The 20014-nt window shown below is 73.6% G+C and carries 20 protein-coding genes; 7 read left to right on the top strand and 13 right to left on the bottom strand.

Going from position 1 to position 20014, the window contains the following annotated elements; genetic code table 11:
• Positions 1-296: 296 nt before the first annotated feature.
• The 6 genes from ACFWI8_RS33860 to ACFWI8_RS33885 form a co-directional block, all read right to left on the bottom strand.
• Positions 297-1205 (bottom strand): GlxA family transcriptional regulator, encoded by a 909-nt coding sequence (locus ACFWI8_RS33860; protein ID WP_387099395.1) that lies wholly within the window; start codon positions 1203-1205, stop codon positions 297-299.
• A complete protein-coding gene (locus tag ACFWI8_RS33865; RefSeq protein WP_387099397.1) occupies positions 1202-1759 on the bottom strand; it encodes a cysteine hydrolase family protein in 558 nt (185 codons plus the stop codon). The genes ACFWI8_RS33860 and ACFWI8_RS33865 overlap by 4 nt, the downstream gene beginning before the upstream one ends.
• A gap of 156 nt (positions 1760-1915) precedes the next feature.
• Positions 1916-2407, bottom strand: coding sequence for a hypothetical protein (locus ACFWI8_RS33870; RefSeq protein WP_387099399.1), 492 nt, complete (start codon positions 2405-2407; stop codon positions 1916-1918).
• A gap of 323 nt (positions 2408-2730) precedes the next feature.
• Positions 2731-4083: a GNAT family N-acetyltransferase gene (locus ACFWI8_RS33875; RefSeq protein ID WP_387099401.1), complete on the bottom strand. Its 1353-nt coding sequence runs from the start codon at positions 4081-4083 to the stop codon at positions 2731-2733.
• Between the two features lie 52 nt (positions 4084-4135).
• A complete protein-coding gene (locus ACFWI8_RS33880) occupies positions 4136-4837 on the bottom strand; it encodes a bleomycin resistance protein (protein WP_387099403.1) in 702 nt (233 codons plus the stop codon).
• A 23-nt stretch (positions 4838-4860) separates the two neighbouring features.
• Entirely contained in the window at positions 4861-5436 is a 576-nt protein-coding gene (locus tag ACFWI8_RS33885; RefSeq protein ID WP_387099405.1) for a peroxiredoxin-like family protein, read from the bottom strand.
• A 41-nt stretch (positions 5437-5477) separates the two neighbouring features.
• On the opposite strand from ACFWI8_RS33885, the gene ACFWI8_RS33890 reads away from it, so the two are divergent.
• The gene (locus ACFWI8_RS33890; protein WP_387099407.1) at positions 5478-6092 is read left to right on the top strand and encodes a TetR/AcrR family transcriptional regulator; all 615 of its coding nucleotides are present in this window, start codon (positions 5478-5480) and stop codon (positions 6090-6092) included.
• Positions 6093-6400: 308 nt separating this feature from the next.
• Here ACFWI8_RS33890 and ACFWI8_RS33895 read toward each other — a convergent pair whose 3' ends face one another.
• The 5 genes from ACFWI8_RS33895 to ACFWI8_RS33915 all read right to left on the bottom strand — a co-directional run bounded on the left by ACFWI8_RS33895 (position 6401) and on the right by ACFWI8_RS33915 (position 11897).
• Complete coding sequence (locus tag ACFWI8_RS33895) at positions 6401-7384, bottom strand: zinc-binding alcohol dehydrogenase family protein (RefSeq protein WP_387099409.1); 984 nt, start codon at positions 7382-7384, stop codon at positions 6401-6403.
• Between the two features lie 44 nt (positions 7385-7428).
• A complete protein-coding gene (locus ACFWI8_RS33900; RefSeq protein WP_387099411.1) occupies positions 7429-8298 on the bottom strand; it encodes a helix-turn-helix transcriptional regulator in 870 nt (289 codons plus the stop codon).
• A 183-nt stretch (positions 8299-8481) separates the two neighbouring features.
• Complete coding sequence (locus tag ACFWI8_RS33905; RefSeq protein WP_387099413.1) at positions 8482-10032, bottom strand: hypothetical protein; 1551 nt, start codon at positions 10030-10032, stop codon at positions 8482-8484.
• Positions 10029-10748, bottom strand: coding sequence for an ATP-binding cassette domain-containing protein (locus ACFWI8_RS33910; protein WP_387099415.1), 720 nt, complete (start codon positions 10746-10748; stop codon positions 10029-10031). The genes ACFWI8_RS33905 and ACFWI8_RS33910 overlap by 4 nt, the downstream gene beginning before the upstream one ends.
• 132 nt (positions 10749-10880) lie before the next feature.
• Positions 10881-11897: a LacI family DNA-binding transcriptional regulator gene (locus ACFWI8_RS33915; RefSeq protein ID WP_387099417.1), complete on the bottom strand. Its 1017-nt coding sequence runs from the start codon at positions 11895-11897 to the stop codon at positions 10881-10883.
• A gap of 71 nt (positions 11898-11968) precedes the next feature.
• On the opposite strand from ACFWI8_RS33915, the gene ACFWI8_RS33920 reads away from it, so the two are divergent.
• Positions 11969-13495, top strand: coding sequence for an alpha-N-arabinofuranosidase (locus ACFWI8_RS33920; RefSeq protein ID WP_387099419.1), 1527 nt, complete (start codon positions 11969-11971; stop codon positions 13493-13495).
• Between the two features lie 155 nt (positions 13496-13650).
• Positions 13651-14169, top strand: a complete 519-nt coding sequence (locus ACFWI8_RS33925; RefSeq protein WP_387099421.1) for a hypothetical protein — start codon at positions 13651-13653, stop codon at positions 14167-14169.
• Positions 14170-14217: 48 nt separating this feature from the next.
• Here ACFWI8_RS33925 and ACFWI8_RS33930 read toward each other — a convergent pair whose 3' ends face one another.
• A complete protein-coding gene (locus ACFWI8_RS33930; protein WP_387099423.1) occupies positions 14218-15399 on the bottom strand; it encodes an IS701 family transposase in 1182 nt (393 codons plus the stop codon).
• Between the two features lie 226 nt (positions 15400-15625).
• Positions 15626-16543 carry a helix-turn-helix transcriptional regulator gene (locus ACFWI8_RS33935; protein ID WP_387099425.1) on the bottom strand — a complete coding sequence of 306 codons (918 nt, stop codon included), beginning with the start codon at positions 16541-16543 and terminating at the stop codon, positions 15626-15628.
• Positions 16544-16974: 431 nt separating this feature from the next.
• Between ACFWI8_RS33935 and ACFWI8_RS33940 the strand changes: the two genes are divergently transcribed.
• From ACFWI8_RS33940 to ACFWI8_RS33955, 4 genes are all read left to right on the top strand, one after another.
• Complete coding sequence (locus tag ACFWI8_RS33940; RefSeq protein WP_387099427.1) at positions 16975-18423, top strand: ankyrin repeat domain-containing protein; 1449 nt, start codon at positions 16975-16977, stop codon at positions 18421-18423.
• 63 nt (positions 18424-18486) lie between these two features.
• Positions 18487-18795: a muconolactone Delta-isomerase family protein gene (locus ACFWI8_RS33945; RefSeq protein WP_132819402.1), complete on the top strand. Its 309-nt coding sequence runs from the start codon at positions 18487-18489 to the stop codon at positions 18793-18795.
• 30 nt (positions 18796-18825) lie between these two features.
• Entirely contained in the window at positions 18826-19518 is a 693-nt protein-coding gene (locus tag ACFWI8_RS33950) for an EthD family reductase (protein WP_387099429.1), read from the top strand.
• A gap of 58 nt (positions 19519-19576) precedes the next feature.
• Entirely contained in the window at positions 19577-19993 is a 417-nt protein-coding gene (locus ACFWI8_RS33955) for a nuclear transport factor 2 family protein (protein ID WP_387099431.1), read from the top strand.
• Positions 19994-20014 lie beyond the last annotated feature (21 nt).

The raw sequence follows: 20014 nt of genomic DNA on the forward strand, positions 1-20014 counted from the left end.
GGCCGGGTACGGCGGCCAGGGGAGAAGTGAGGTCGGGAGGACGGAGGACATACGAGGGGGCTGGGCCGTCGGGGCGCCCCTGCCCGGCGGCCCCGGGCGGCTCGGCCGCCCGCGGACCATGGACGGCTCCGCCGCCGGGGAGTGTCCGGTGCGGTCGGGGGCCGGGTACGCCGGCTTGCTCGCCCCGGCCGGGGCCGGGGCGAGACGCTCCCGCCCCGGCCCGGGGCACGCGGGTGGCTCGGGCCCGTCCCTGGCGGGCCTGTGGGGCGCGGCCGCCAGCGGCCGCGTCGCGCCGCCTAACGCCTGGCGCGCAGCCTCCGCAGCATGCGGGCGTCGTCGAAGCCGACCGTGCGGGCGGCCGTCTCCACTGTGGCGCCCTGGCCGATCAGGTGCTCGGCGCGCTCCAGACGGAGGCGCTGCTGGTAGCGCAGCGGGGTCAGTCCGCCCGTGGCGCGGGCGAAGACGCGGGTCAGGGTGCGCTCGCTGACGCCGGCCGCCGTCGCCAGCGTGGCCAACGGCAGCGGCTCGGCGAACCGCGCGTCGATGAGGTCCTGGACCCGGTGCACCGTGTCGTCCAGGTGCGAGCGGTGTCGCAGCATCGCGCTGGCCTGCGGCTCGTGCCCGTTGCGGCGGGCGTAGACCACCATGGCGCGGGCCACCCGCGCGGCGAGTGCCGGGCCGTGCCGGGCGGCGAGCAGGTGGAGCGCCAGGTCGATGCCGCTGGCGATGCCGGCGGAGGTCACCACCCGGTCGTCCGTCACGAACAGCACGTCCCGCACCAGCGTGGCGCGCCGGTGCCGGGCGGCCAGCTCGTCCTGGAGCTCGTGGTGCGTGGTGAACCGACGCCCGTCGAGCAGCCCGGCCCTGCCGAGCGCCTGGGCGCCCGAGCAGACGCTGGCGACCGTGCCGCCGGCCGCGTGGTGCGCGCGCAGCCGGGCCTCCCACGCCTCGCCCAGCCGGGGCCCGCCCCGGGCCGTGGGGGACCGCCAGCCGGGCACCACCACCAGGTCGGCGGGGTCGAGCGCCGGCCACGTCGTCTCGGCGGTCAGCGGCAGGCCCTGGGCGCTCGGCACGGTCTCGCGCTCACCGACGTAGCGGAGCCGGTAGGGGTGCCCGTGGTCCGCCGCCGTGCCGAACACCTGGGCCGGGCCGGCCAGGTCGAGCAGGTGCACGCCGGGCAGCAGGACGAAGACGACGGATCTCACGCACTCGATGCTGCCAGCCCGGCCGCCGCCTCGAGATCGGCGACCGTGGAGACCTCGGCGAACCGGTCCCGCAGCACCACCACCGTGCGCTCCACGATCTCCTCGGCGGTCAGCCCGCCGCGCGGCTCGGTCGTGGTGGCGTCGGCCACGAACACCACCCGGTAGCCGAGGTCGCTGCCGACCCGCGCCGTGGTCTCCACGCACTGCTCGGTGCGGATCCCGCACACCACGAGCTCGCCGACGCCGGCCACGGTGAGCAGCTGCTGGAGGTGGGTGGTGGTGAAGGCGTTGTGCGAGGTCTTGTACAGCACCGGCTCGCCCGCCTCGGGCCCCGCCAGCTCGGCCAACGGCCGCACGTGCCCCTCGGCCGGGTCGAACGCGTTGCCGCTGCCCGGCTCGGTGTGCAACACCCACACCACCAGGTCGCCGGCGGCCCGCGCGAGGGCGAGCAGCCGGTTGACGGACTCCGCGATCCGGGGGTCGGCGATCCGGTCCCACTCCGGCCTGGCGCGGAAGGACTCCTGGACATCGATGACGATCAACGCTCGCTTCATGCCACCCAGTCTGGCCAGCGCGGACGCCACCCCGGCAGGCATGAACCGGGCCGCCTCCGGACCGATCCGGTCACCCGAAGGGACGGACGGCGCACGGCCCCGCGCCCCGCCCGAAGGTCGGCGGAACGCGGAGCCGTGGGTGATGGACCTAGCGGGTCAGCACGGTCGGACGAACCAGACCGGCGTCCACGAGGCGGTGCCGGTGTCCTTGGCGGTGTTCGTCCAGCGGAGGCTGCCGTTCTCGTTGTAGAAGCGGGCCACGGTCCCGGAGGACTGGTTGTTGTTGAACTCTCCGTTCCCGATCCCCCAGAACTCGTAGAGACCGCAGTAGTAGTAGTCGTAGCGGTCGCCGTATCCGTCGCGGATGCACAGCCAGCCCGACGAACAGCTGATCGCCGTGACGCCGACGTCGGTGCCCGGGACGTCCAGGGTGACGGCGCCCCCCGGGATCGCGAGCCGGTCCGCCGCGATCTGCCGCGCGGCGGGGTGGCTCGCCAGGAAGTCGTCGACCCGATCCTGAAGGGCGTCCGCCTGGGTGGCGGTCAGCCCGGCCGCGTGAGCCTGTGCGGCGTAGTCGGAGGCGGGAGCCGCCGACGCGCTGCCGACCAGCAACTGGCCGGCGAGCAGCGCGACAACGGCAGCCACCATTGCCATGAACTTACGGAACTTCACGGTTGTCCCCCCTTGTGTTCGGCCGCCGCTCGTGGGGAACGGCGGTCACCAGGACGGGGCTTATCGTGCCGTCGGAGCGGAACGGGTTGAAGCCGTGAATCCGGACATTTGCCGTCGAGGACCGGGTGTCGAGCGGTCACGTCGGCTTCCTCGCGACTCGATCGACAAGATGGATCGAAAGGTGACTGTCGACGTCAGAGCGCATGCGTTTGTCGCCATATGTGCGCATCGGCGGTCACCCTCGATCAGCACGGATCGCTGACCATGGCCGGTTCGTCCGGGTGAGCCACCGCCCTTGCTCAGGGATGGGCGAGGACGGTCCGCATGATCGGCAGCACCCGTCCCGGCGCCACCTCGCGGCCGCCGATCCGCTCGGCGCCGAGGTGGCGGTAGAACGGCTCGGCGTTCGGGTCCGACTCCCAGGTCAGGGTGCGGAAGCCGCGCTCGCGGGCGGTGGCCACCGCGTGCTCCCACAGCGTGCGGCCGAGCCCGGTGCCGATGACCGGCGGGTCGAGGAACAGGTCGGCCAACTCGCCGTCCGGCGCCGCGCCGTGCAGCCGGTAGTAGCCGAGCAGGACGCCGGCCCGCTCGGCGACCACCACGTGGTCGGCACGGATCGTCCCTGCGGTGATCGTCAGCAGGTCCCGCCACCGGTCGAGCACGTCCCGCGGGTAGCCCCAGTGGGCCTTCGAGCGGTGGGTCAGCGCCGTGAGCGCGTCCGCCTCGTGGGGTTCCGCGCGGCGCAGCACGGGCGTGTCCGTGCCGTCCGCCAGGACCTGCCGGAGCGCGTGGGAGGTCTGGCGGATCATGCCGGGGTTGGTGTCCCAGTAGTACGGCATGGCGATGACCGCCTGGGCCAGCGCCCAGCCGCGGCCGCGCAGCCAGGTGGCGTCGTCGGCGGCCAGCTCGGCGCGGAAGCGGTCGCGGCTGGCGCCCGCGAAGACGTTCCACGCCGGCTGGAGGTCGCACGCCGGGTCGCCGACGTTCAGGCCGCCGAAGTCGATGACGGCCGACAGCCGGCCGTCGACCACCAGCAGGTTGCCCGGCAGCAGGTCGCCGTGGACCCACACCCCGTCGTCCGTCCAGGCCGGGGCGGCCAGGGACTCCGCCCAGGAACGCAGCGTGGCGGGGCCGTCGATCCGGTCGCCCAGGTCGGTGACGGCGCGGCGGACCGACGCGTCGAGCTCGGCCAGCGGCGCGCCCCGGGCACCGCGGGGGCGCGGGTGGGCGCCGGAGGTGTCCACGCGGCGCAGCGCGCGGACGAAGCCGGCCAGGTCGACGGCGGCCGACTCCAGGTCGTGGAGGGTGCCGTTGGCGTTCTCGCCGGGCAGCCACTCGTGCACCGACCAGGCGAACGGATAGCCCTCGGCCGGTCGCCCGAGACCCAGCGGCCCGGGCACGGCCAGTGGCAGGTGCGGCGCAAGACGCGGCAGCCACTCGGCCTCCCTGGCCGCCTGGGACTCCGCCCAGCCGATGCGCGGCAGCCGCACCGAGAGCCGGTCCCCGACCCGGTAGATGTCGTGGTCGGTGCCGTACGACTCGACCTGCAGGACCGGCAGGTCGGCCCACTCGGGGAACTGCCCGGCGAGCAGCCGGCGCACCAACTGCGGGTCGGTCGTGATCTCGTCGGCGTGCATCCTGGTCCTGGCCACCGCGCGATCATCACGCCGCCACCGGCCGCCGGCAACCCGATTTCGGCCGGTGTCAGTCCCGCGGCTCCGCGAGCCGCGTCAACTCGTCGGCGACCTCGTCCCGTTCGGCGGCCGTGAGGTCGACGGCCGCCGCCCGGTCCAGGAAGGCGGCCGCCGCGTCGTCGTCCCCGAGCCGGCCGGCGACCTCGGCGCGCAGCACCAGCAGCCGCAGCAACTGGGTGGGCGTGGGCCGCTCCTCCGTCAGCCCAAGCGCCCGGTCGAGGATCCGCGCGGCGCCGGCCGGGTCGTCCTTGGAGTCCGCGAAGAGGGTGGCGTGGTGCAGCGCCCGCGCGAAGGTCTCCTTCGGCGCCGGCCGGTGGCTCGGGTCCTCGCTGGTCGGCTGCCCGATCCGCAGGCAGTTGCCGCCGGGGTCGGTCAGCAGGAACTGCCGGACGCCGTACGACATGTCCTTCACCTGCCCGATCCGTGGCAGGCCCCGGGTGGGGACCCGGCCGTACGCGGCCTTCAGGCCGGCGCGGAACGCGTCGTGCAGCGCGTCCACGTCGTCCGTCACCACGTAGAGGGTGCTGACCGAGGCCGCCGGGTCGTACTGCTTGAGTCCGAAGAACTGCAGTTCGATGCCGCCGCGTTCGACGACGGCGTACGGGTTGGGGCTGCGCTGTCGGTAGGTGACCTCGAACCCGAGGGCGGTGTAGAAGTCAAGCACCGGCTGGAGTGTCTGGCAGGGCAGGATCGGAATCGTCTTCTCGGCCATGCGGGCAGTGTAGTCAAGTTTGACTACGCCGCGCCGCGCGCCAGTTCGAGGAGCTCGTCGACCGACCACTGGTCGTAGGCGTGCTCTCCGTATCTGACGGCGAGGACGCGGCCGTCACCCGCGATCAGCAGGTCGGCGGGCAGGCCGAGGCGGCCGTTCGGCTGCCGTCGGGCCGGCAGCCGCTCCCGGCCGCGCAGGACCGCCCAGACGCCGGTGGCCAGGGAGCGCGCGATCGGCCACCAGGCCCGCGGGTCGAGCAGCGCGCGACGCGCGGACTCCACGCCGAACTCGACGTACAGCCGCCTCGCCGGGTCGGCGACGACCGCGAACGGCAGGTCGACGGCGTGCGGCAGCAGCTCCTCGGCGGGGGAGTGGAACACCACCACCTCCCGGACGCCCGCCGCCTCGATCTCGGCGTGCCGCCGCGCCACGGACCGCAGGTGCAGGTTGCAGACGGGGCAGCCGGCGAAGCGCCGGAACTGGAGGTGGACCAGTCGGTCCTCGGCGGGCACGGCCACGGCCTCGCCCCGGACGGTTCGGAGGTCGCGCCGGGCGACGTGGTCACCGGGCGTCTTCTTGTTCGTTAGCGTACGATGCACGCCTACAGCTTGTAGGCGTGTGCCGTACGCTGTCAACCGCCATGCCCCGCCCACGCACCCTCACCCAGGACCGACTGGTCGCAGCCGCCCTCACCGTCGTCGACCGCGAAGGGCTGGCCGGCCTCTCGATGCGCGCGGTCGCCAAGGAGCTCGGCATGAGCACCATGGGCCTGTACCGCTATGTCGCCGACCGCGAGACGCTGGAACGGCTCCTCGTCGAGTCACTGCTCGACTCCGTCGACACCGCCCCGCCGCCGGACGACACGCCGTGGCGCGAGCGCGTCGAGGAGATGGTGCGGCGGCTGCGGGTCGCGGTGAGCGCCCGCCCTGCCGTCCTCCCGCTGACGGTGACCCACCGACACCGCTCGCTCGGCGTGCTGCGCTGGTCGGAGACGGTGCTCACCATCCTCGACGAGGCCGGCTTCGACGGCACCCGCCGCGTGATCGCGCTCCGCGCGCTGCTCGGCTACGTCATCGGGGCGCTCCAACTCGAACACCTCGGCCCCCTGGCGGGACCCGGCACCACCACGATCGCCGCGCTGCCGCCCGCCGACTTCCCGCGCCTGGCCGACACCGCGCGGCACGCCCGCGACGTCACCCCGGACGCCGAGTTCTTCGGCGGCCTCGCCATACTCCTGCGCGGCCTCGCCGACTGAACGAACCCCGCCGTGGCGCGGGGGAGGCCACGGACAGGCAGCGGCTCTCGCGCTTCTGGGGCGCGCCGGGCCGCCGTGGGGGTTTCCGTTGCCCGCCGGGCGCCGGGCGCCGCGCGCCGAGCGGTGGCGCGGGGGTGACCGTGGGGCCCGGCCGCCTCCGGCGGCGGAGCCGCGCCGTCGCCCGCCGGGCACGGCGCCGTCCCCGGCGGCTGGGCGCGCTCACCGGCGGGACATCCGTGCCGCCGCGCGCCGCGCCTTCGCTCCCGCGTGCTCGTGGCGGCGAAACCGGTCGCGTCGCGACCGCTCGCTCAGGACGCCGCGACGTCGAGGACCAGCTTTCCGGTGGTCCGCCCGGACTCGATGCGGCGGTGGGCGTCCGCGGCCAGCTCCAACGGCAGGGTCTCGACCCGCACCCGCAGCGTCCCGTCCGCCGCGGCCCGCACCGCGCGGCGCAGGGCGCGCCCGGCCTCCTCCGGGAAGGCGGCGGAGAACGCGGCGAGATTGAAGCCCGAGACGGTCCGGTTGGTGAACCACAGGTGGTTGGCGGGGAGGCCGACGTCCTCGGCGCCCGAGGCGTTCCCCATCACCACCAGCCGCCCCATGGGGGCCAGCCGCTCCAGGCTAGCCGCACGCGCCGGGCCGCCGACCATGTCGACCACGACGTCGAACTCGCCGGCCTCGGCTAGCCGGTCGCGCAGGATCACCTCGTCGTAGCCGAAGCCCCTGGCGGTCTCGATCTTCGCCTCGCCGCCGACCGTTCCGACCACCCGGCCGGCACCCAGCAGCCGGGCCACCTGCCCGAGCTGGCTGCCCACGCCGCCCGCCGCGGCATGCACCAGGACCCGCTCTCCCGGCGCCAGGCGCGCCACCCGCTCCAGGACGAGGAAGGCCGTGGTGCTGTTGGACGGCAGCGCCGCGGCGACGTCGAGGCCGAGGTCGAGTCCGTCCAGCGGGGCGACCAGGGCGGCCGAGGTGACCACCACCTCGGCGTAGCCGCCGCTGCCGACGATGGTCAGCGCGGCCACCGGCTGGCCGACGGCCAGGCCGGTGACGCCCTTGCCGACCGCCCGCACGTGTCCCGCGACCTCGATGCCCGGCACGAAGGGCAGCGGCACGTCCACCACGCCCCGCCGGTAGAGCACCTCGGCGAAGTTGGCGCCCGCGTGCGCCACGTCGATCGCGACCTCCCCAGGACCCGGCTCGGGGACCGGCATCCGCTCGACCCGGAGCACCTCGGCCTCGCCGAACTCCGGAATGACGACTGCCCTCATCCGCGTGTTGTCGCTGTTCATGGCAGTGATCCTGCGCGGCCGTCACGCGGACCGGCAGTGTCGGCTCATCCTGGGTGTGTCACCACCAGGCTGCCCCGGCCCATGAGCCGCGCCAACCGCTCCTCGGTGTCGGTGCCCGGGCGCGGGTTGTGCAGGATCAGGTGGTGCCCCGGCAGGTCGGGCAGCGGCAGCAGGGTCGCGTCGAAGACCAGCGTCCCGACGTCCGGATGGTCGACCGCCTTCACCGCGCTGGTGTGCTCGGCGACGTCGTGGCGCTCCCACAGCTCGGCGAACTCCGGGCTGGTCCTGGCCAGTTCCGTGGCGATGCGGTCGAACTCCGGGTCCCCGGGGTAGCGCGCGGCGTCCGCGCGGAAGCCGGCGACCACGTCCGGGGCGGTGTCGCCCCAGTGCCGGTGCAGGACCCGGTAGCGGACGTTGCTGAAGAAGGAGACCAGGCAGTTGTGGTCGCGCTCGCCGTAGCCGAAGACGGCGCGGGCCGCGTCGTTGATGTCGGTGAAGTTCCAGTGGCGGTCCCGGATGTAGCCGGGCCGCGGCGACCAGGCGTCCAGCAGCCGCCGCACGTGCGGCGGGGCCGGCACGGAAGGACCGGCGACGACCTGCGGCGGGGTGAGGCCGACCAGCCGGTACAGGTGCGCGTGCTCGGCCGGGTCGAGCAGCAGCGCCCGCGCGACCGCGTCGACGACCTCCGCCGACACCCGGATGTCGCGCCCCTGCTCCAACCACGTGTACCAGGACACCCCGACCCCGGCGAGCACCGCGACCTCCTCACGCCGCAGCCCCGGCGTACGCCGCCGCCCGCCCCCCGCCGGCAGCCCGACGTCCTCGGGCGAGACCCGGGCCCGGCGACTGCGCAGGAACTCACGCAGCTCGGCACGCCGACGGTCGCGGGACGGGGCGGAGGAGGCACTGGCCATGGCACCCAGCCTAGACAGCACCCTCCGGCGACCTTCGACCCGAGCGCTCCGCGCGGCAGTGCCCGGTGAGGGGCGCGGGGAACCGCGCGATCAACCACCATCAGCCCGCGCCACCAGTGAAAGGGCCCCTCGCCCCGTCCCGGCTGCCGTCGCGCGCGTCACCTCCGCGGAGCGCCCGCCGCGTCACCCCGCGGAGCGGGCCCGTGCCGCCCACCACAGCAGCGCCGCGGCGAGCGGCCCGCAGGCGGCCGGGGCGAGCCAGCCGCCGGCGATCGACAGTGCCGGCGGCAGGCCGGCGACGGCGGCCAGCGGGGCCGCCAGCCGCCAGGCGGCGGCGACCATCGGGGGCAGCCACACCGGCGGTGGCGCCTGCCGGGCCGCCGCAAGGCCGGCGGCCACCACCACCGGCACCGCGCCGAGCAGCGCCGGCAGGGTGCCGAGGGCGAGACCGACCGGCAGCGCGAGAACGAGCAGCACCGCGCCCGGCGTCAGCGTGTGCCGGAGCGCGAGCCCCGCCGGTGAGCCCGGCCACCACAACCGGGCGCGGCGCGGGTCCTCCGCGTCGAGCCTGGCCGGTTCCAGGAGCCGGGCGGCCGCCGCGTAGCCGAGACCGGCCGCCAGCGCCGTCGCCACAGCGGTCCCGGGGCTCAGCAGCACGCCGGCCGCCACCAGCAGCGCCGTCGCCGAGCCGAGCCGGCGCGGCTCGGCCAGCAGGCCGACCGCGTCGCGCCACGGCACCGCCAGACCACGCGAGCGCGGCGGCCGCAGCCGCCGGCGCCGACGCGCCAGCCGAGCCGAGCCCACGCCGCCGCCGGCCGCGCCGGCCAGCGCCAGCCGGACCGCGCGTGGCTCCAACGCCAGCGCCGCGGCCGTCACCCGCCACACCGCCCGCGACCTGGCGCGCAACGTCGCCGCCGGCATCGTGGCCGCCAGCCGGCGCACCGGCAGCAACGCCGCCACCGCGCATCCGCCGAGCAGCGCCGCCGCCACCGGCCACCCGGGCGCCCCGACGCCGGCCGCCGCCAGCGCCGGCTGGCCGGCCCAGCCCCAGGGACCCGACCACAGCACGAGGTCCTCGACGAGGGCCGGCGGCGGCCGGTCCCCGGCCACCACGGCCAGCCAGCCGCACCCGGCCGCCGCGCCCAGCGCCGGCACGGCGAGCCGGCGCGCCACCCTGGCCGCGGCCGGCAGCCGTTGCACCGCCACCGCCGCTCCGCCGGCCAGCAGCGCCACCCCGCAGGACGGCAGGCAGCAGGCCACGAGCAGCGGGCCGAGCCCGCCGAGCCCGGCCGCCGCCAGCACCAGCGCGGCCCCGACGCCCGCCACCAGGCCGGCCAGCAGCAGCACCCCGAGCGAGAGCAGCACCCAGGGCCGCAGCAGCGGCCAGCGCGGCACCGGCATGGGCAGCAGCCAGTCCGCGTCGTGCCGGGGCAGCACCACCGGGCCGCGCCACAGCGCGTCCACCGCGACCAGCGCCAGCGCCGCCAGCGCCAGGGCCGCGAGCCCGTACGGCAGCCCGGTCGCGATCAGGTCCGCCTGCCCGACGAAGGCGCCGCCGCGCTCGATGGAGAGCAGCAGCCCGAAGCCGTACGTCCCGCCCCAGGCGCCGAACAGCACGGTCACGAGATACGCGGTATAGCCGGCCCGCCGCAGCCGCCCGGCGCCGCGCCTGGCCCGCAGCCAGTCGAGCGCGGCCCGCCCGGCGGGCGACGACACCACCCCCGCCGTCGTCACGGTGACAGCACCCGCTCGGGCGCGCCCTCGGCCACCACGTGGCCGTTGTCGAGCAGCAGCACCCGGTCCGCGACCGCCCGCGCCAACTCCCGGTGGTGGGTGGCGAACAGCAGCGTCACCCCGGCGGCGCGCCGCTCGGTCAGGGCCCGCGCGAGACGCTCCCTGGCGGCCGGGTCGAGCCGCTGCTCGGGCTCGTCGAGCAGCAGCAGCTCCGCCGGGCGCAGCAACGCGGCAGCCAGCAGCAGCTCCTGGAGCTGTCCCGAGGAGAGCTCGGTGGTCAACGCTCCGGCCCGCTCGGTGAGGCCGTGCGCGGCGAGCGCCGCGTCGACGGCCGCCTCACGGTCGGGGACCCCGTGCCCGACGGCCACCAGCTCCAGGTGCTGCCGCACGGTCAGGTCCGGGTAGCAGGCCAGCGCGTCGCCGACGACGGCCACCCGGGCGCGCACCGCCGGGTCGTCCTCGTCCATCGGCGCGCCGGCGAACAGCACCCGCCCCGTGCCGGGCCGGTCCCGGCCGGCGGCCAGCCGCAACAGCGTCGACTTGCCCGAGCCGTTGTGCCCGAGCAGCGCCACCGCCTCGCCCGGCGCCAGCGCCAGGTCGACCGGCCGCAGCACCTGCCGCTCCCCGTGGCTGCGGCTCACGCCTTCGAGCACCAGCAGCGGTTGATCCCCTTCGATGTCGCCCTCCTGGACCGGCCGCCGTTCGAACGCTCGCATGTCAGGGCAACGCCAGCCTTGACACCCCTGGTTCCGCGTGCGAGTTTCTTGTATCGATACAAGACCGTATCGATACAACACGCGCGCGGAGGGGGTGAGCGCATGGGAACGGACCATGGGACGGGCGGCGGCTCAACCGCCGGTGGACTCGCGGACGACCAGTCGGTGCGGGCCGACGAACTCCTCGAACGCGCCCTCGTCCCGCCGGCCGGCGATACGCTCGGTGAGCAGCCGCAGCGCCGCGTCGGCCATCTCCGAGTGGCCGGGCGCGACGGTGGAGAGCGAGGGCACCGAGTACGCCGCCTGCTCGATGTCGTCGAAGCCGATCACCCGCACGTCGCCCGGCACCGAGCGGCCGTGGTCGGCGAGCGCCCGCAGCGCGCCGAGCGCCAGGGTGTCCGTCATGCACACCAGGCCGTCGAAGGCCAGGCCCGCCCCGACCAGCGCCCGCACCCCGTCGGCGCCGCCCGCCAGGGTGTACGCCCGCTCGAGCACCAGCTCAGGGCGCCATGGCAGCCCGGCCTCCGCCAGCGCCCGCCGGTAGCCCTCGGTGCGCAGCGAGCCGGCGTTGACCCCGGCGTCGAGCGTGCCGCCGAGCACCGCGATCCGGTGGCAGCCGCGCTCGATCAGGTGCCGGGTGGCGGCCTCGGCGCCCGCCACGTTGGCCATCGCCACATGGTCGAGGGCGCCGGCGCCGGTGATCCGCTCGCCGAGCGCCACCACGGGGAACTCGGAGCGCAACTGCTCGGCGTCCTCGTTGCCCAGGCCCACGGTGCTGATGATGAGCCCGTCGTACATTCGCAGCCGCGAGTGGGTCAGCGCGCTGAGCTCGCTCTCCCGGGTGGCGCCGGTCTGCTCGACCACGATCTGGTAGCCGAGGCGCGTGGCGCGCCTGGTCAGCAGCGCGGCGAGTTGCCCGAAGTACGGCGCGTCGATGTCGGGCACGGCGAGCCCGATGATCCCGGTGCTGCCGGAACGCAGGTTGCGCGCCGCCACGTTGACCCGGTAGCCGAGCCGGTCGATGGCCTCGAGCACCCGCTCCCGGGTGGCCTCGCTCACGTAGCGGTGGCCGTTGACGACGTTGGAGACGGTCATCACCGAGACGCCGGCGGCCTTCGCCACCTCGCTCATCGTCACTCTCGGCGCCATGGGCCGATTATCCACCGCCTCAGCCACCACCGAGCCGAACATACCGATCACGAAAGGCATGAGTGTTCCCCATGACGGAGCGCACCGCCACCGCCATCATCAACCTCGACATCGAGGGCCCGACCATCAGCCGCCACCTCTACGGGCACTTCGCCGAGCACCTGGGGCACTGTATCTACGGGGGCTTCTACGTGGGCGAGGACTCCCCGATCCCCAACGAGGGCGGCATCAGGCTGGACGTCGTCGAGGCGCTGCGGGCCCTGGACATCCCCAACCTCCGTTGGCCGGGCGGCTGTTTCGCCGACGAGTACCACTGGAAGGACGGCATCGGCCCGAAGGAGGGCCGGCCGAGGATGGTGAACACGCACTGGGGCAACGTCGAGGAGAACAACCACTTCGGCACGCACGAGTTCCTGGCGCTGTGCGAACTGCTGGGCGCCGAGCCGTACATCAGCGGCAACGTGGGCAGCGGCACGGTGCAGGAGATGAGCGAGTGGGTGGAGTACCTCACCCGGGACGGCGACTCGCCGATGGTGCGGCTGCGCAGGGAGAACGGCCGGGAGGAGCCGTGGCGGGTGCGGTTCTGGGGGCTCGGCAACGAGACCTGGGGTTGCGGCGGCAACATGCGGGCCGAGTACTACGCGGACCTGGCCCGCCAGTACGCGACCTACTGCCGGGACCACGGCGACAACAAGCTGTACCGGATCGCGTCCGGGGCGGCCGACGGCGACTACGCCTGGACCGAGACGCTGATGAAGCAGATCAGCTGCTTCGGCTGCGAGGCCACCCCGAAGAACTTCTTCCAGGGCCTGTCGTTCCACTACTACACGCTGGCCGGGCCCTGGGACGCCAAGGGCAGCGCCACCGACTTCGACGTCGAGGACTACTACCGGACGATGGTCGCGGCCCGGCGCGTGGACCGGCTGATCGCCGGCCACTCCGCGGTGATGGACTGCTACGACCCGGGCAAGCGGGTGGGTCTGGTGCTGGACGAGTGGGGCACCTGGTGGGACGTGGAGCCGGGCACCAACCCGGGCTTCCTGTACCAGCAGAACACGCTGCGCGACGCGCTGGTGGCCAGCACCCACTTCGACGTCTTCCACCGGCACGCCGACCGTCTTGTGATGGCCAACATCGCGCAGACCGTGAACGTCCTGCAGGCGATGGTCCTGACCGAAGGCGAGCGGCTGGTGAAGACCCCGACCTATCACGTCTTCGAGATGAACAAGCGGCACCAGGACGCCACCTCGCTCGCCGTGCACCTGCGCACGGCCGGCACCCGACGCCCGGTCGGGGACCGGGAGTTGGAGACGCTGTCGGCCTCGGCCAGCGTCCGGGACGGCGAACTGCTGGTCTCGCTGACCAACCTGGACGCGGCGGAGGCCGCCGAGGTCACCCTGGACCTGCGGGGTGGCGGGGTCGAGGAGCCGACGGCGCGGCTGCTGACCGCCGACCGGCTCCAGGCGCACAACACGGGGGACGATCCCGAGGCGGTGGCGGCGCGGGCGTTCGACGGCGTCGCGCGGACGGCGGAGGGCGGGCTGCGGCTCACGCTCCCGCCGCACTCGTTCGTCACCGTCGCGGCGCGGCTGCGCTGACCCCGGGGGCGCGCGCGGTCGGCGCCATGGCCGGCCGCGCGCCCTCGGCACGCTGCCGGTCGCCGTGGCGGCGACGGTCTCGGCGCCGGTCGGCGCGGACAGACCAGAGGTGACGGGGGAGTCACGTTCCCGAGCGCCTCAGGAGGCAGCACGAGATGAACCCGATGCTCTGGCAGTCGCTGGTGTTAGCGGTCGTCGTCTCGGTGGTGATGGTCTGCGTGACCGTCTGGTCCGTCAGCCGTGCCACCGTCCCCCCGAACCCCACTTCACGAACCGCCAGGTCCGCGCGGGTCGCGCGCTCCGGGCGGTCCGCCGGCTCGCGCCGCGCCAAGCCGCCGCTGCCGAACGCCGAGTCGCCGCCGACCGCGAGCGGCGAGTTCACCCAACGACTGCTGGAGCCGCGGCAGTTGCTCGAGGTGCACGCGGCCGAGGCGGCGGACGACGCCCGCCGTCTCGCCACCGAGGTCGCCGTGGCGGCCTCGGAGCTCGCCGCGCGGTCGCTGCGCGGCGGCCCGCCGGCGGAGGAGGTGCGGCGGCTGCTCGGCGCCGTCAGCGAGCTGTTGCGCCAGACCGAGCGCGGCGACACGCTGACCGCCCTGGTCGGCTCCGTCTACGGCGATCCGCTGCCCGGCATGTCCGTCGAGTCCCTGACCGCCGCCACCACCACCCGCTGACCTGTCGGGAGCGCCGCGGGGTCCCGCCGCGGCGCTCCCCGTGAGGCGTCAGCAGGCGCAGGCCGCCAGGGCGTCCCAGCCCACGTGCGCGAAGACGGACGCGGCGGAGACCATCGTCATGTGATGGTGCCAGCCGCGGAACGAGCGCCCCTCGAAGTCCCGCAGGCCGAAGTGCCGGTCGAGCTTCTGGATGCCGTCCCGGGCCCGGCCCTCGAGACGGGCCAGCGCCATCACGTCGTCGACGCGGTGGCTCATCAGGTTGGTGACCCAGAAGCGGGCGGGTTCGCCGTCGGGGGACATCTCGGTCAGCAACCGGGCGATGCGGGGTGGCGCGCCACCCGGCATGGGGATCTTCGCGAGCGAGGAGCGGACGAAGGTGTGCCGCGCGGCGGGGGTCGCCGGGGGCACGGTGTGGCGCCGGTGGCCGGCCAGGGCGGTCAGCCCCCGGCCGGCGGTGAGGACCGACTCGAGCGGCCGGAGCGGGAGGTTGGCCTGCTGCCGTGGCCTGGGGAGCCGGTCGGCGCCGGCGGCCTCGGCGAGCGCGTGGTCGACCTCGAGGACGAACGGGAGGCCGTCGTGGGTCGCCAGCTCGGCGATCAGCCCGTCCGCGCTGCCGAGATGCCGGGTGTCGGCCACGACCGGTGCCGGGGAGAGCGCCCAACGGTGCGCCATCTCCCATACCATGTCCGCCGCTTCGAGCCACTGCGGCCGGGTCTCCACGTGGTCGGGGATGCCGGCGGACTCGCGGATCTCGCTGCCCTCCCAGGCCTTGGGCAGCAGGATGCGCCAGTTGACCGGGACGCTGGCGTCGTCCGTGACGAAGGAGGCCGCGAGGCCGATCTGACAGTTCACCAGCCGGCCGGCCTCGGGGAGGAACTGGCGCCCCACCCCCACGGAGCGGTCGCCGCGCTTCGGTATGACGACCCGGCTCAGGACCCACGCCCGGGCCGGGGACACGGACTGGACGTAGCGCGCGAGCACCGCCCTGACCGGGCTCCAGCGCCACGGGCTCTGGTTGATGAATTGTTGAAGAGATTGATGGGCAGGCGTCGCAAGAATGCTCTCGGCGATCTTTCGAACTGATTTCTTGCCCGGCACGGACAGCAGACCCCGTAGATAGACCTCGGCCCAACGTCGCTGATCGACGCGTGGGATAGCGTGAAACACTTCGCTGGCATATGAGGAGATGGGATCTCGGGCGATTCTCGGAACGACATCATTTGTAAGCATGGCGTCACACCCCGTACTCGCTCGGTCGTGGTCGGTTTCATGCTTCACCACGCTCAGCGGCTCGGCAAACTTGACCTAACGTAGTTGCCAAAGGTTGGTGAAGCGGGTGGTAATGGTGGCCCCTGCAATTGCTTGGCGCGGCTGTTTTGATTTGAACTGGCCCCGGTCCGGCGTGAGTGGCCGGAGCAGGGCAGGACAGCCGGATTGCTGGACTCCGCTTAATGGTTCAGGCGGAACCGCGTGGTCGCCGGGCTCCGGCCTTGTGGAACGGGCGGAGCTTCGCCCACGGCGTAGCGGTCCTGGTGGCGGTGTCCTCGGCTTTCAGGGTGATCCTGGCGAGCTCGTCGAGCGCCTGGTGGGAGGGGCTGCCAGGGGGCGCCGTGTAGACGACGAGATGCTGGTCGGGGCCGTCGGAGAGGCGCAGGGACTCGTAGTCGAGCTGCAGGCGGCCCACCAGCGGATGGTCGAACTCCTTGCGCCCGCTGCCCCGGTCCAGCACGTCGTGCCTGGCCCACCAGGTGCGGAACTCCTCGCTCTTGACCGAGAGTTCGCCGACCAGCGCGGTGATGCCGGGGTCGTCGGGGTAGCGCCCGGCCGAGGCCCTGAGGTGGGCGATGCCCTGCCGGGCCACGGTCTCCCAGTCGACGTACAGGGAGCGGGCCTCGGGCATGCAGAACACGTGCCAGAGCAGGTTGCGCTGCGGTAAGCGGAGGCTGTCGAAGTCCACGCCCATCACGGCGGATCCCATGCTGTTCCAGGCCAGGACGTCCATCCGCCGGCCCATCACGTAGGCCGGCGTCGGGGTGAGAGCCTCGAGCAACTGGTGGACGCCGGGCCGCACCCGCTCCACGGTCACCGTGCGCCGGGGGCTCTCGGCACGGGCCAGCAGGTAGAGGTGTTCCCGCTCGTCCGGGTTCAGCCGCATCACCCGGGCCAGGGCGTCGAGCACGGTGGGCGAGGGGCGGCCGGCCTTGCCCTGCTCGAGGCGGATGTAGTAGTCGACGCTGATGCCCGCGAGCTGGGCGACCTCCGCCCGGCGCAGACACGGTGACCTGCGCCGCCCCGCGGGCAGGCCGTGGTCCTCCGGCCGGGTACGGTCGCGTCGTGAACGGAGAAAGTCCGCCAGTTGTCCTTGGGTGGTCATGCCTGGAGTCTCCCTCAGGTGGGGGGAAATGATCTAAGCCCTGGCTGTCATCTGCCGTGCCAGTACTGGGAGTACCAGTATCGGGCGGGCTCTTCCCGTCGAATGATCGAGCTTGCAGGATTACTCGTACGAGTCGCCGGCCGACGTACGGGACTCCAGGCTTTCCCCCGGGCCTGGAGCGACCCGACGTCGGCCGGCGATCTTCGTTCCGGGCCGGTGCATATGCGAACGCCGGGCCCGGCGTGCCGGATCGATATCCGAACGATACTCCGTGAAGTTGCACAGAAATCACTGGAATTCACGGGCTCACTGTCCTCGGTCAGGGGGAGCGGAGTTTACTCGTGGCGTCGGCCTGAACGGCACCCGGTAGCGGGGGCGACAGGCCCGCTCAACCCATGGAATTCGCTGTCCGAGCAGCTTATGGAGAACCCATGTCCGAGACGGAGCGCACCCGTGCCGTGGTGACCCGCCTATTCACCGAGGTGGCCGGCGGAAATGTGGCCGCGGTGATCGGCTCGCTGTCCCCCGATGTCATCTACGAGTTCGCCGCGACCGAGGAGAACGCCGTGCTTCCCGACGTCGGCGTGTGGCGCGGCAGGGAGGCGGTCGCCGACGCCTTCCGGCGGCGGGCTGCGGTCGTCGACACCGGCGACAGCGGGGTCCAGGTGCTGGCCGAGGGCGACCGCGCGGTCGTGGTCACGCTCCGCCGGATCACCCACCGGACCACCGGGGCCAAGGCGGGCTTCGCCCACTCATCGTTGTTGACCGTCGGCGACGACGGGCTGGTCAGCGCCTGGCGGGTGCTCTCCGACAGCGCCGACGAGGTCGCCGTGTTCCGGTCCGACCTGGACGACCGGCTGCTGGCCGCCGTCGCCGAGGGCCGCGTGGACGAGGTGGACCGGCTGTTGACGTACGGCGCCGACCCGAACCACCGGCTGCCGGCGGCCGGCCTGACGATCCTCCAGGTCGCCGCGGGACGGGGGAACGCCGACGTGGTCCGCTCGCTCGTCGCGGCCGGCGGCGACGTCCACTCCACGGACGACCGGGCCGGCGGCACCGCCCTGCACAAGGCCGTCCAGCGCGGCGACCTGGACACCGTCCGGGTGCTCGTCGAGGCCGGCGCCTTCGTGGACGCGGTCGCCACCACCACCGGACACACGCCGGTCATCGACGCCATGTGGTACAAGTGGCCCGACATCGTGTCCTATCTGCTGGACCGCGAGGCCGGGCTCAACATGCCCACCCACTACGGGTTCTCGCTGCGGCAGCACGTCGACTACGCGCTCAACGTCAACGTGCACGGCAAGGACCGGCTCGAGGCCGGCGACCGGCTGCTCCAGGCCAGGACCGCGGCCGACGAACGGCGGATCGAGGGACAGCGGCTGATGGCCGCCGTGACCGCCGGGGACGCCGAGGGCGTCAGGGCGCAACTGGCCGCCGGCGCCGAGGTCGACGAGCGCTTCCCCGTCGTCAACGGCTTCAACGACAAGCACACCCCGCTGCTCGTGGCCTCCCGCGACGGCCACACCGAGATCGTGCGGATGCTGCTGGCCGCCGGCGCCGACGTCAACGCCACCGAGCCGACCTTCGGCGCGGTCCCGCTGCACAAGGCCGTCTACAACGGGCACGCGGACATCACCGCCCTCCTCGTCGAGGCCCCCGGCGTCGACATCGACTACCAGGGCGCGACCAACGGCTACACGCCGCTGCACGACGCGATGTGGCACGGCTTCGAGGAGTGCGCCCGGGTGCTGCTGGCCGCCGGCGCCCGCACCGACCTGCTCGGCTACGACGGCAGGACCGCGCTGGAGATCGCGGTGGGGACCTTCGGCGCCGACCACCCGATGGTCACCGAGCTCGCCGCCGCCACCGCGCGCTGACCCGCCTCCGACCACCCCCGGGGAACCGCCCGGAACACCGTCACTCACCAGGAAGGCACGCCCATGCTGTTCTACGTCCAGATGAAGTGGAACCACGAGGGCCGGATCACCCTCGACGAACTGTGGGAGATCGAGGAGGAGGAGGCCAGGCACGCCCAGGAGACCCTCGACTCCGGCTACTGCATCGGCCTGTGGAAGGTGGCCGCCCAGAAGCGCGTCATCGCCATCGTCGACGCCCCGAGCGCCGAGGAGCTCGACCGGAACGCGCTGGGGCGGCTCCCGATGCGCGAGTACCTGGACTTCGAGGAGGTCTGGCCGCTGCGGGACTACACCGGCTTCGCCGAGGACGTCATCGCCCGCTACAAGGTCTGAGCCCGAGCCGACCCCCGAGGAGGTCAACCCATGATCCACCAGCTCATCTTCGCCGCACCCAAGCCCGGCATGACCGAGGAGGAGTTCCAGCGGTACTGGCTCGAGGTGCACGCCGTCCGGTACGCCAGCCGCATCCCCCAGATCAGGCGGTACGCCATCGACGCCCGCCTCCCGCAGCCCGGCGACGGCGAGCCGCTGTGGAGCGGCATAGCCGAGATCTGGCTGGAGAACGAGGAGGAGCAGCTCGCCTCGCTCCAGACGCCCGAGTTCCTGGAGGGCGCCCGGCTCGACGAGCCCCGCTGGGCCGCGTTCTGGCGGTCCGTGGTCCTCGACACCGACACCGAGATCGTGGTGCCCGGGGTGCCGGAGAACCAGGTGCAGCCCGGCGTCAAGGTCGTGATCCTCGCCAAGCGCGCGGAGGGCGTCAGCGTCGACGAGTTCCGGCGGCACAGCCGGGAGACGCACGCCCCGCTGGTCACCCGGCTGCCCGGGGTCACGCGCTACTACCAGTCGTTCACGCGGGACTCCTGGTACGCGATCAGCGAGCCGCCGTTCGACGCGGCCTACCACGTCTGGTTCGACGACCTGGTGAGCCTGCGCGCGGCACGCGCCACGGCCCAACAGGCCGCGATCGAGGACGACTACAAGAACTTCGTCAACGAGCGCTACCTGCACACGATGACGGTCCGGCAGGACTGGGTCATCGGCCCGCGGCCGCGCTAGGCGGCGGCGCGGACGTCGGAGAGCGGGACAGGGAAGAGAAGGAGAGGAAGGAACCAACATGACCCCCACGACGCGAGAGGTCGCGACGACCTGGTTCAAGGCCCTGGCGGAGGGCGACCTCGACACCGCGCTCGGCTGCCTGGCCGACGACGTCGAGTGGATCAACTACGACATCGTGCCGGGCTACAACGACGCCATGGCCTGGATCGGCACCTACCGCGGCCGGGACCAGGTCCTGGAGACCTTCAAGACCTTCGGCGGCGTCGTCGAGGTGAACCACGAGGAACTGGTCGACCTCGTGGTGGACGGCGAGAAGGCCATGGGCGTGATCTACGAGCGCTCCACGGTGCGGGAGACCGGGCGCGTCTTCGAGATCGAGTTCATCCAGGCGCTCACCGTGCGGAACGGCCGGATCGTGCGCTGGAAGTCGTACACCGACCCCTCGCAGATCCTGCGCGCCCTGAAGCGGGACTGACGCCGGCGGCGCCATCGGCGC

Source organism: Streptomyces sp. NPDC127098, assembly GCF_042722465.1.
Classification (GTDB): domain Bacteria; phylum Actinomycetota; class Actinomycetes; order Streptomycetales; family Streptomycetaceae; genus Streptomyces; species Streptomyces millisiae.

Excerpts from the sequence above, each read along its gene's own strand:
- ACFWI8_RS33865 (WP_387099397.1), bottom strand. The coding sequence starts at position 1,759 with ATGAAGCGAGCGTTGATCGTCATCGATGTCCAGGAGTCCTTCCGCGCC.
- ACFWI8_RS33870 (WP_387099399.1), bottom strand. The coding sequence starts at position 2,407 with ATGGTGGCTGCCGTTGTCGCGCTGCTCGCCGGCCAGTTGCTGGTCGGC.
- ACFWI8_RS33880 (WP_387099403.1), bottom strand. The coding sequence starts at position 4,837 with ATGGCCGAGAAGACGATTCCGATCCTGCCCTGCCAGACACTCCAGCCG.
- ACFWI8_RS33890 (WP_387099407.1), top strand. The coding sequence starts at position 5,478 with ATGCCCCGCCCACGCACCCTCACCCAGGACCGACTGGTCGCAGCCGCC.
- ACFWI8_RS33895 (WP_387099409.1), bottom strand. The coding sequence starts at position 7,384 with ATGAACAGCGACAACACGCGGATGAGGGCAGTCGTCATTCCGGAGTTC.
- ACFWI8_RS33900 (WP_387099411.1), bottom strand. The coding sequence starts at position 8,298 with ATGGCCAGTGCCTCCTCCGCCCCGTCCCGCGACCGTCGGCGTGCCGAG.
- ACFWI8_RS33910 (WP_387099415.1), bottom strand. The coding sequence starts at position 10,748 with ATGCGAGCGTTCGAACGGCGGCCGGTCCAGGAGGGCGACATCGAAGGG.
- ACFWI8_RS33915 (WP_387099417.1), bottom strand. The coding sequence starts at position 11,897 with ATGGCGCCGAGAGTGACGATGAGCGAGGTGGCGAAGGCCGCCGGCGTC.
- ACFWI8_RS33920 (WP_387099419.1), top strand. The coding sequence starts at position 11,969 with ATGACGGAGCGCACCGCCACCGCCATCATCAACCTCGACATCGAGGGC.
- ACFWI8_RS33925 (WP_387099421.1), top strand. The coding sequence starts at position 13,651 with ATGAACCCGATGCTCTGGCAGTCGCTGGTGTTAGCGGTCGTCGTCTCG.
- ACFWI8_RS33930 (WP_387099423.1), bottom strand. The coding sequence starts at position 15,399 with ATGCTTACAAATGATGTCGTTCCGAGAATCGCCCGAGATCCCATCTCC.
- ACFWI8_RS33935 (WP_387099425.1), bottom strand. The coding sequence starts at position 16,543 with ATGACCACCCAAGGACAACTGGCGGACTTTCTCCGTTCACGACGCGAC.
- ACFWI8_RS33940 (WP_387099427.1), top strand. The coding sequence starts at position 16,975 with ATGTCCGAGACGGAGCGCACCCGTGCCGTGGTGACCCGCCTATTCACC.
- ACFWI8_RS33945 (WP_132819402.1), top strand. The coding sequence starts at position 18,487 with ATGCTGTTCTACGTCCAGATGAAGTGGAACCACGAGGGCCGGATCACC.
- ACFWI8_RS33950 (WP_387099429.1), top strand. The coding sequence starts at position 18,826 with ATGATCCACCAGCTCATCTTCGCCGCACCCAAGCCCGGCATGACCGAG.
- ACFWI8_RS33955 (WP_387099431.1), top strand. The coding sequence starts at position 19,577 with ATGACCCCCACGACGCGAGAGGTCGCGACGACCTGGTTCAAGGCCCTG.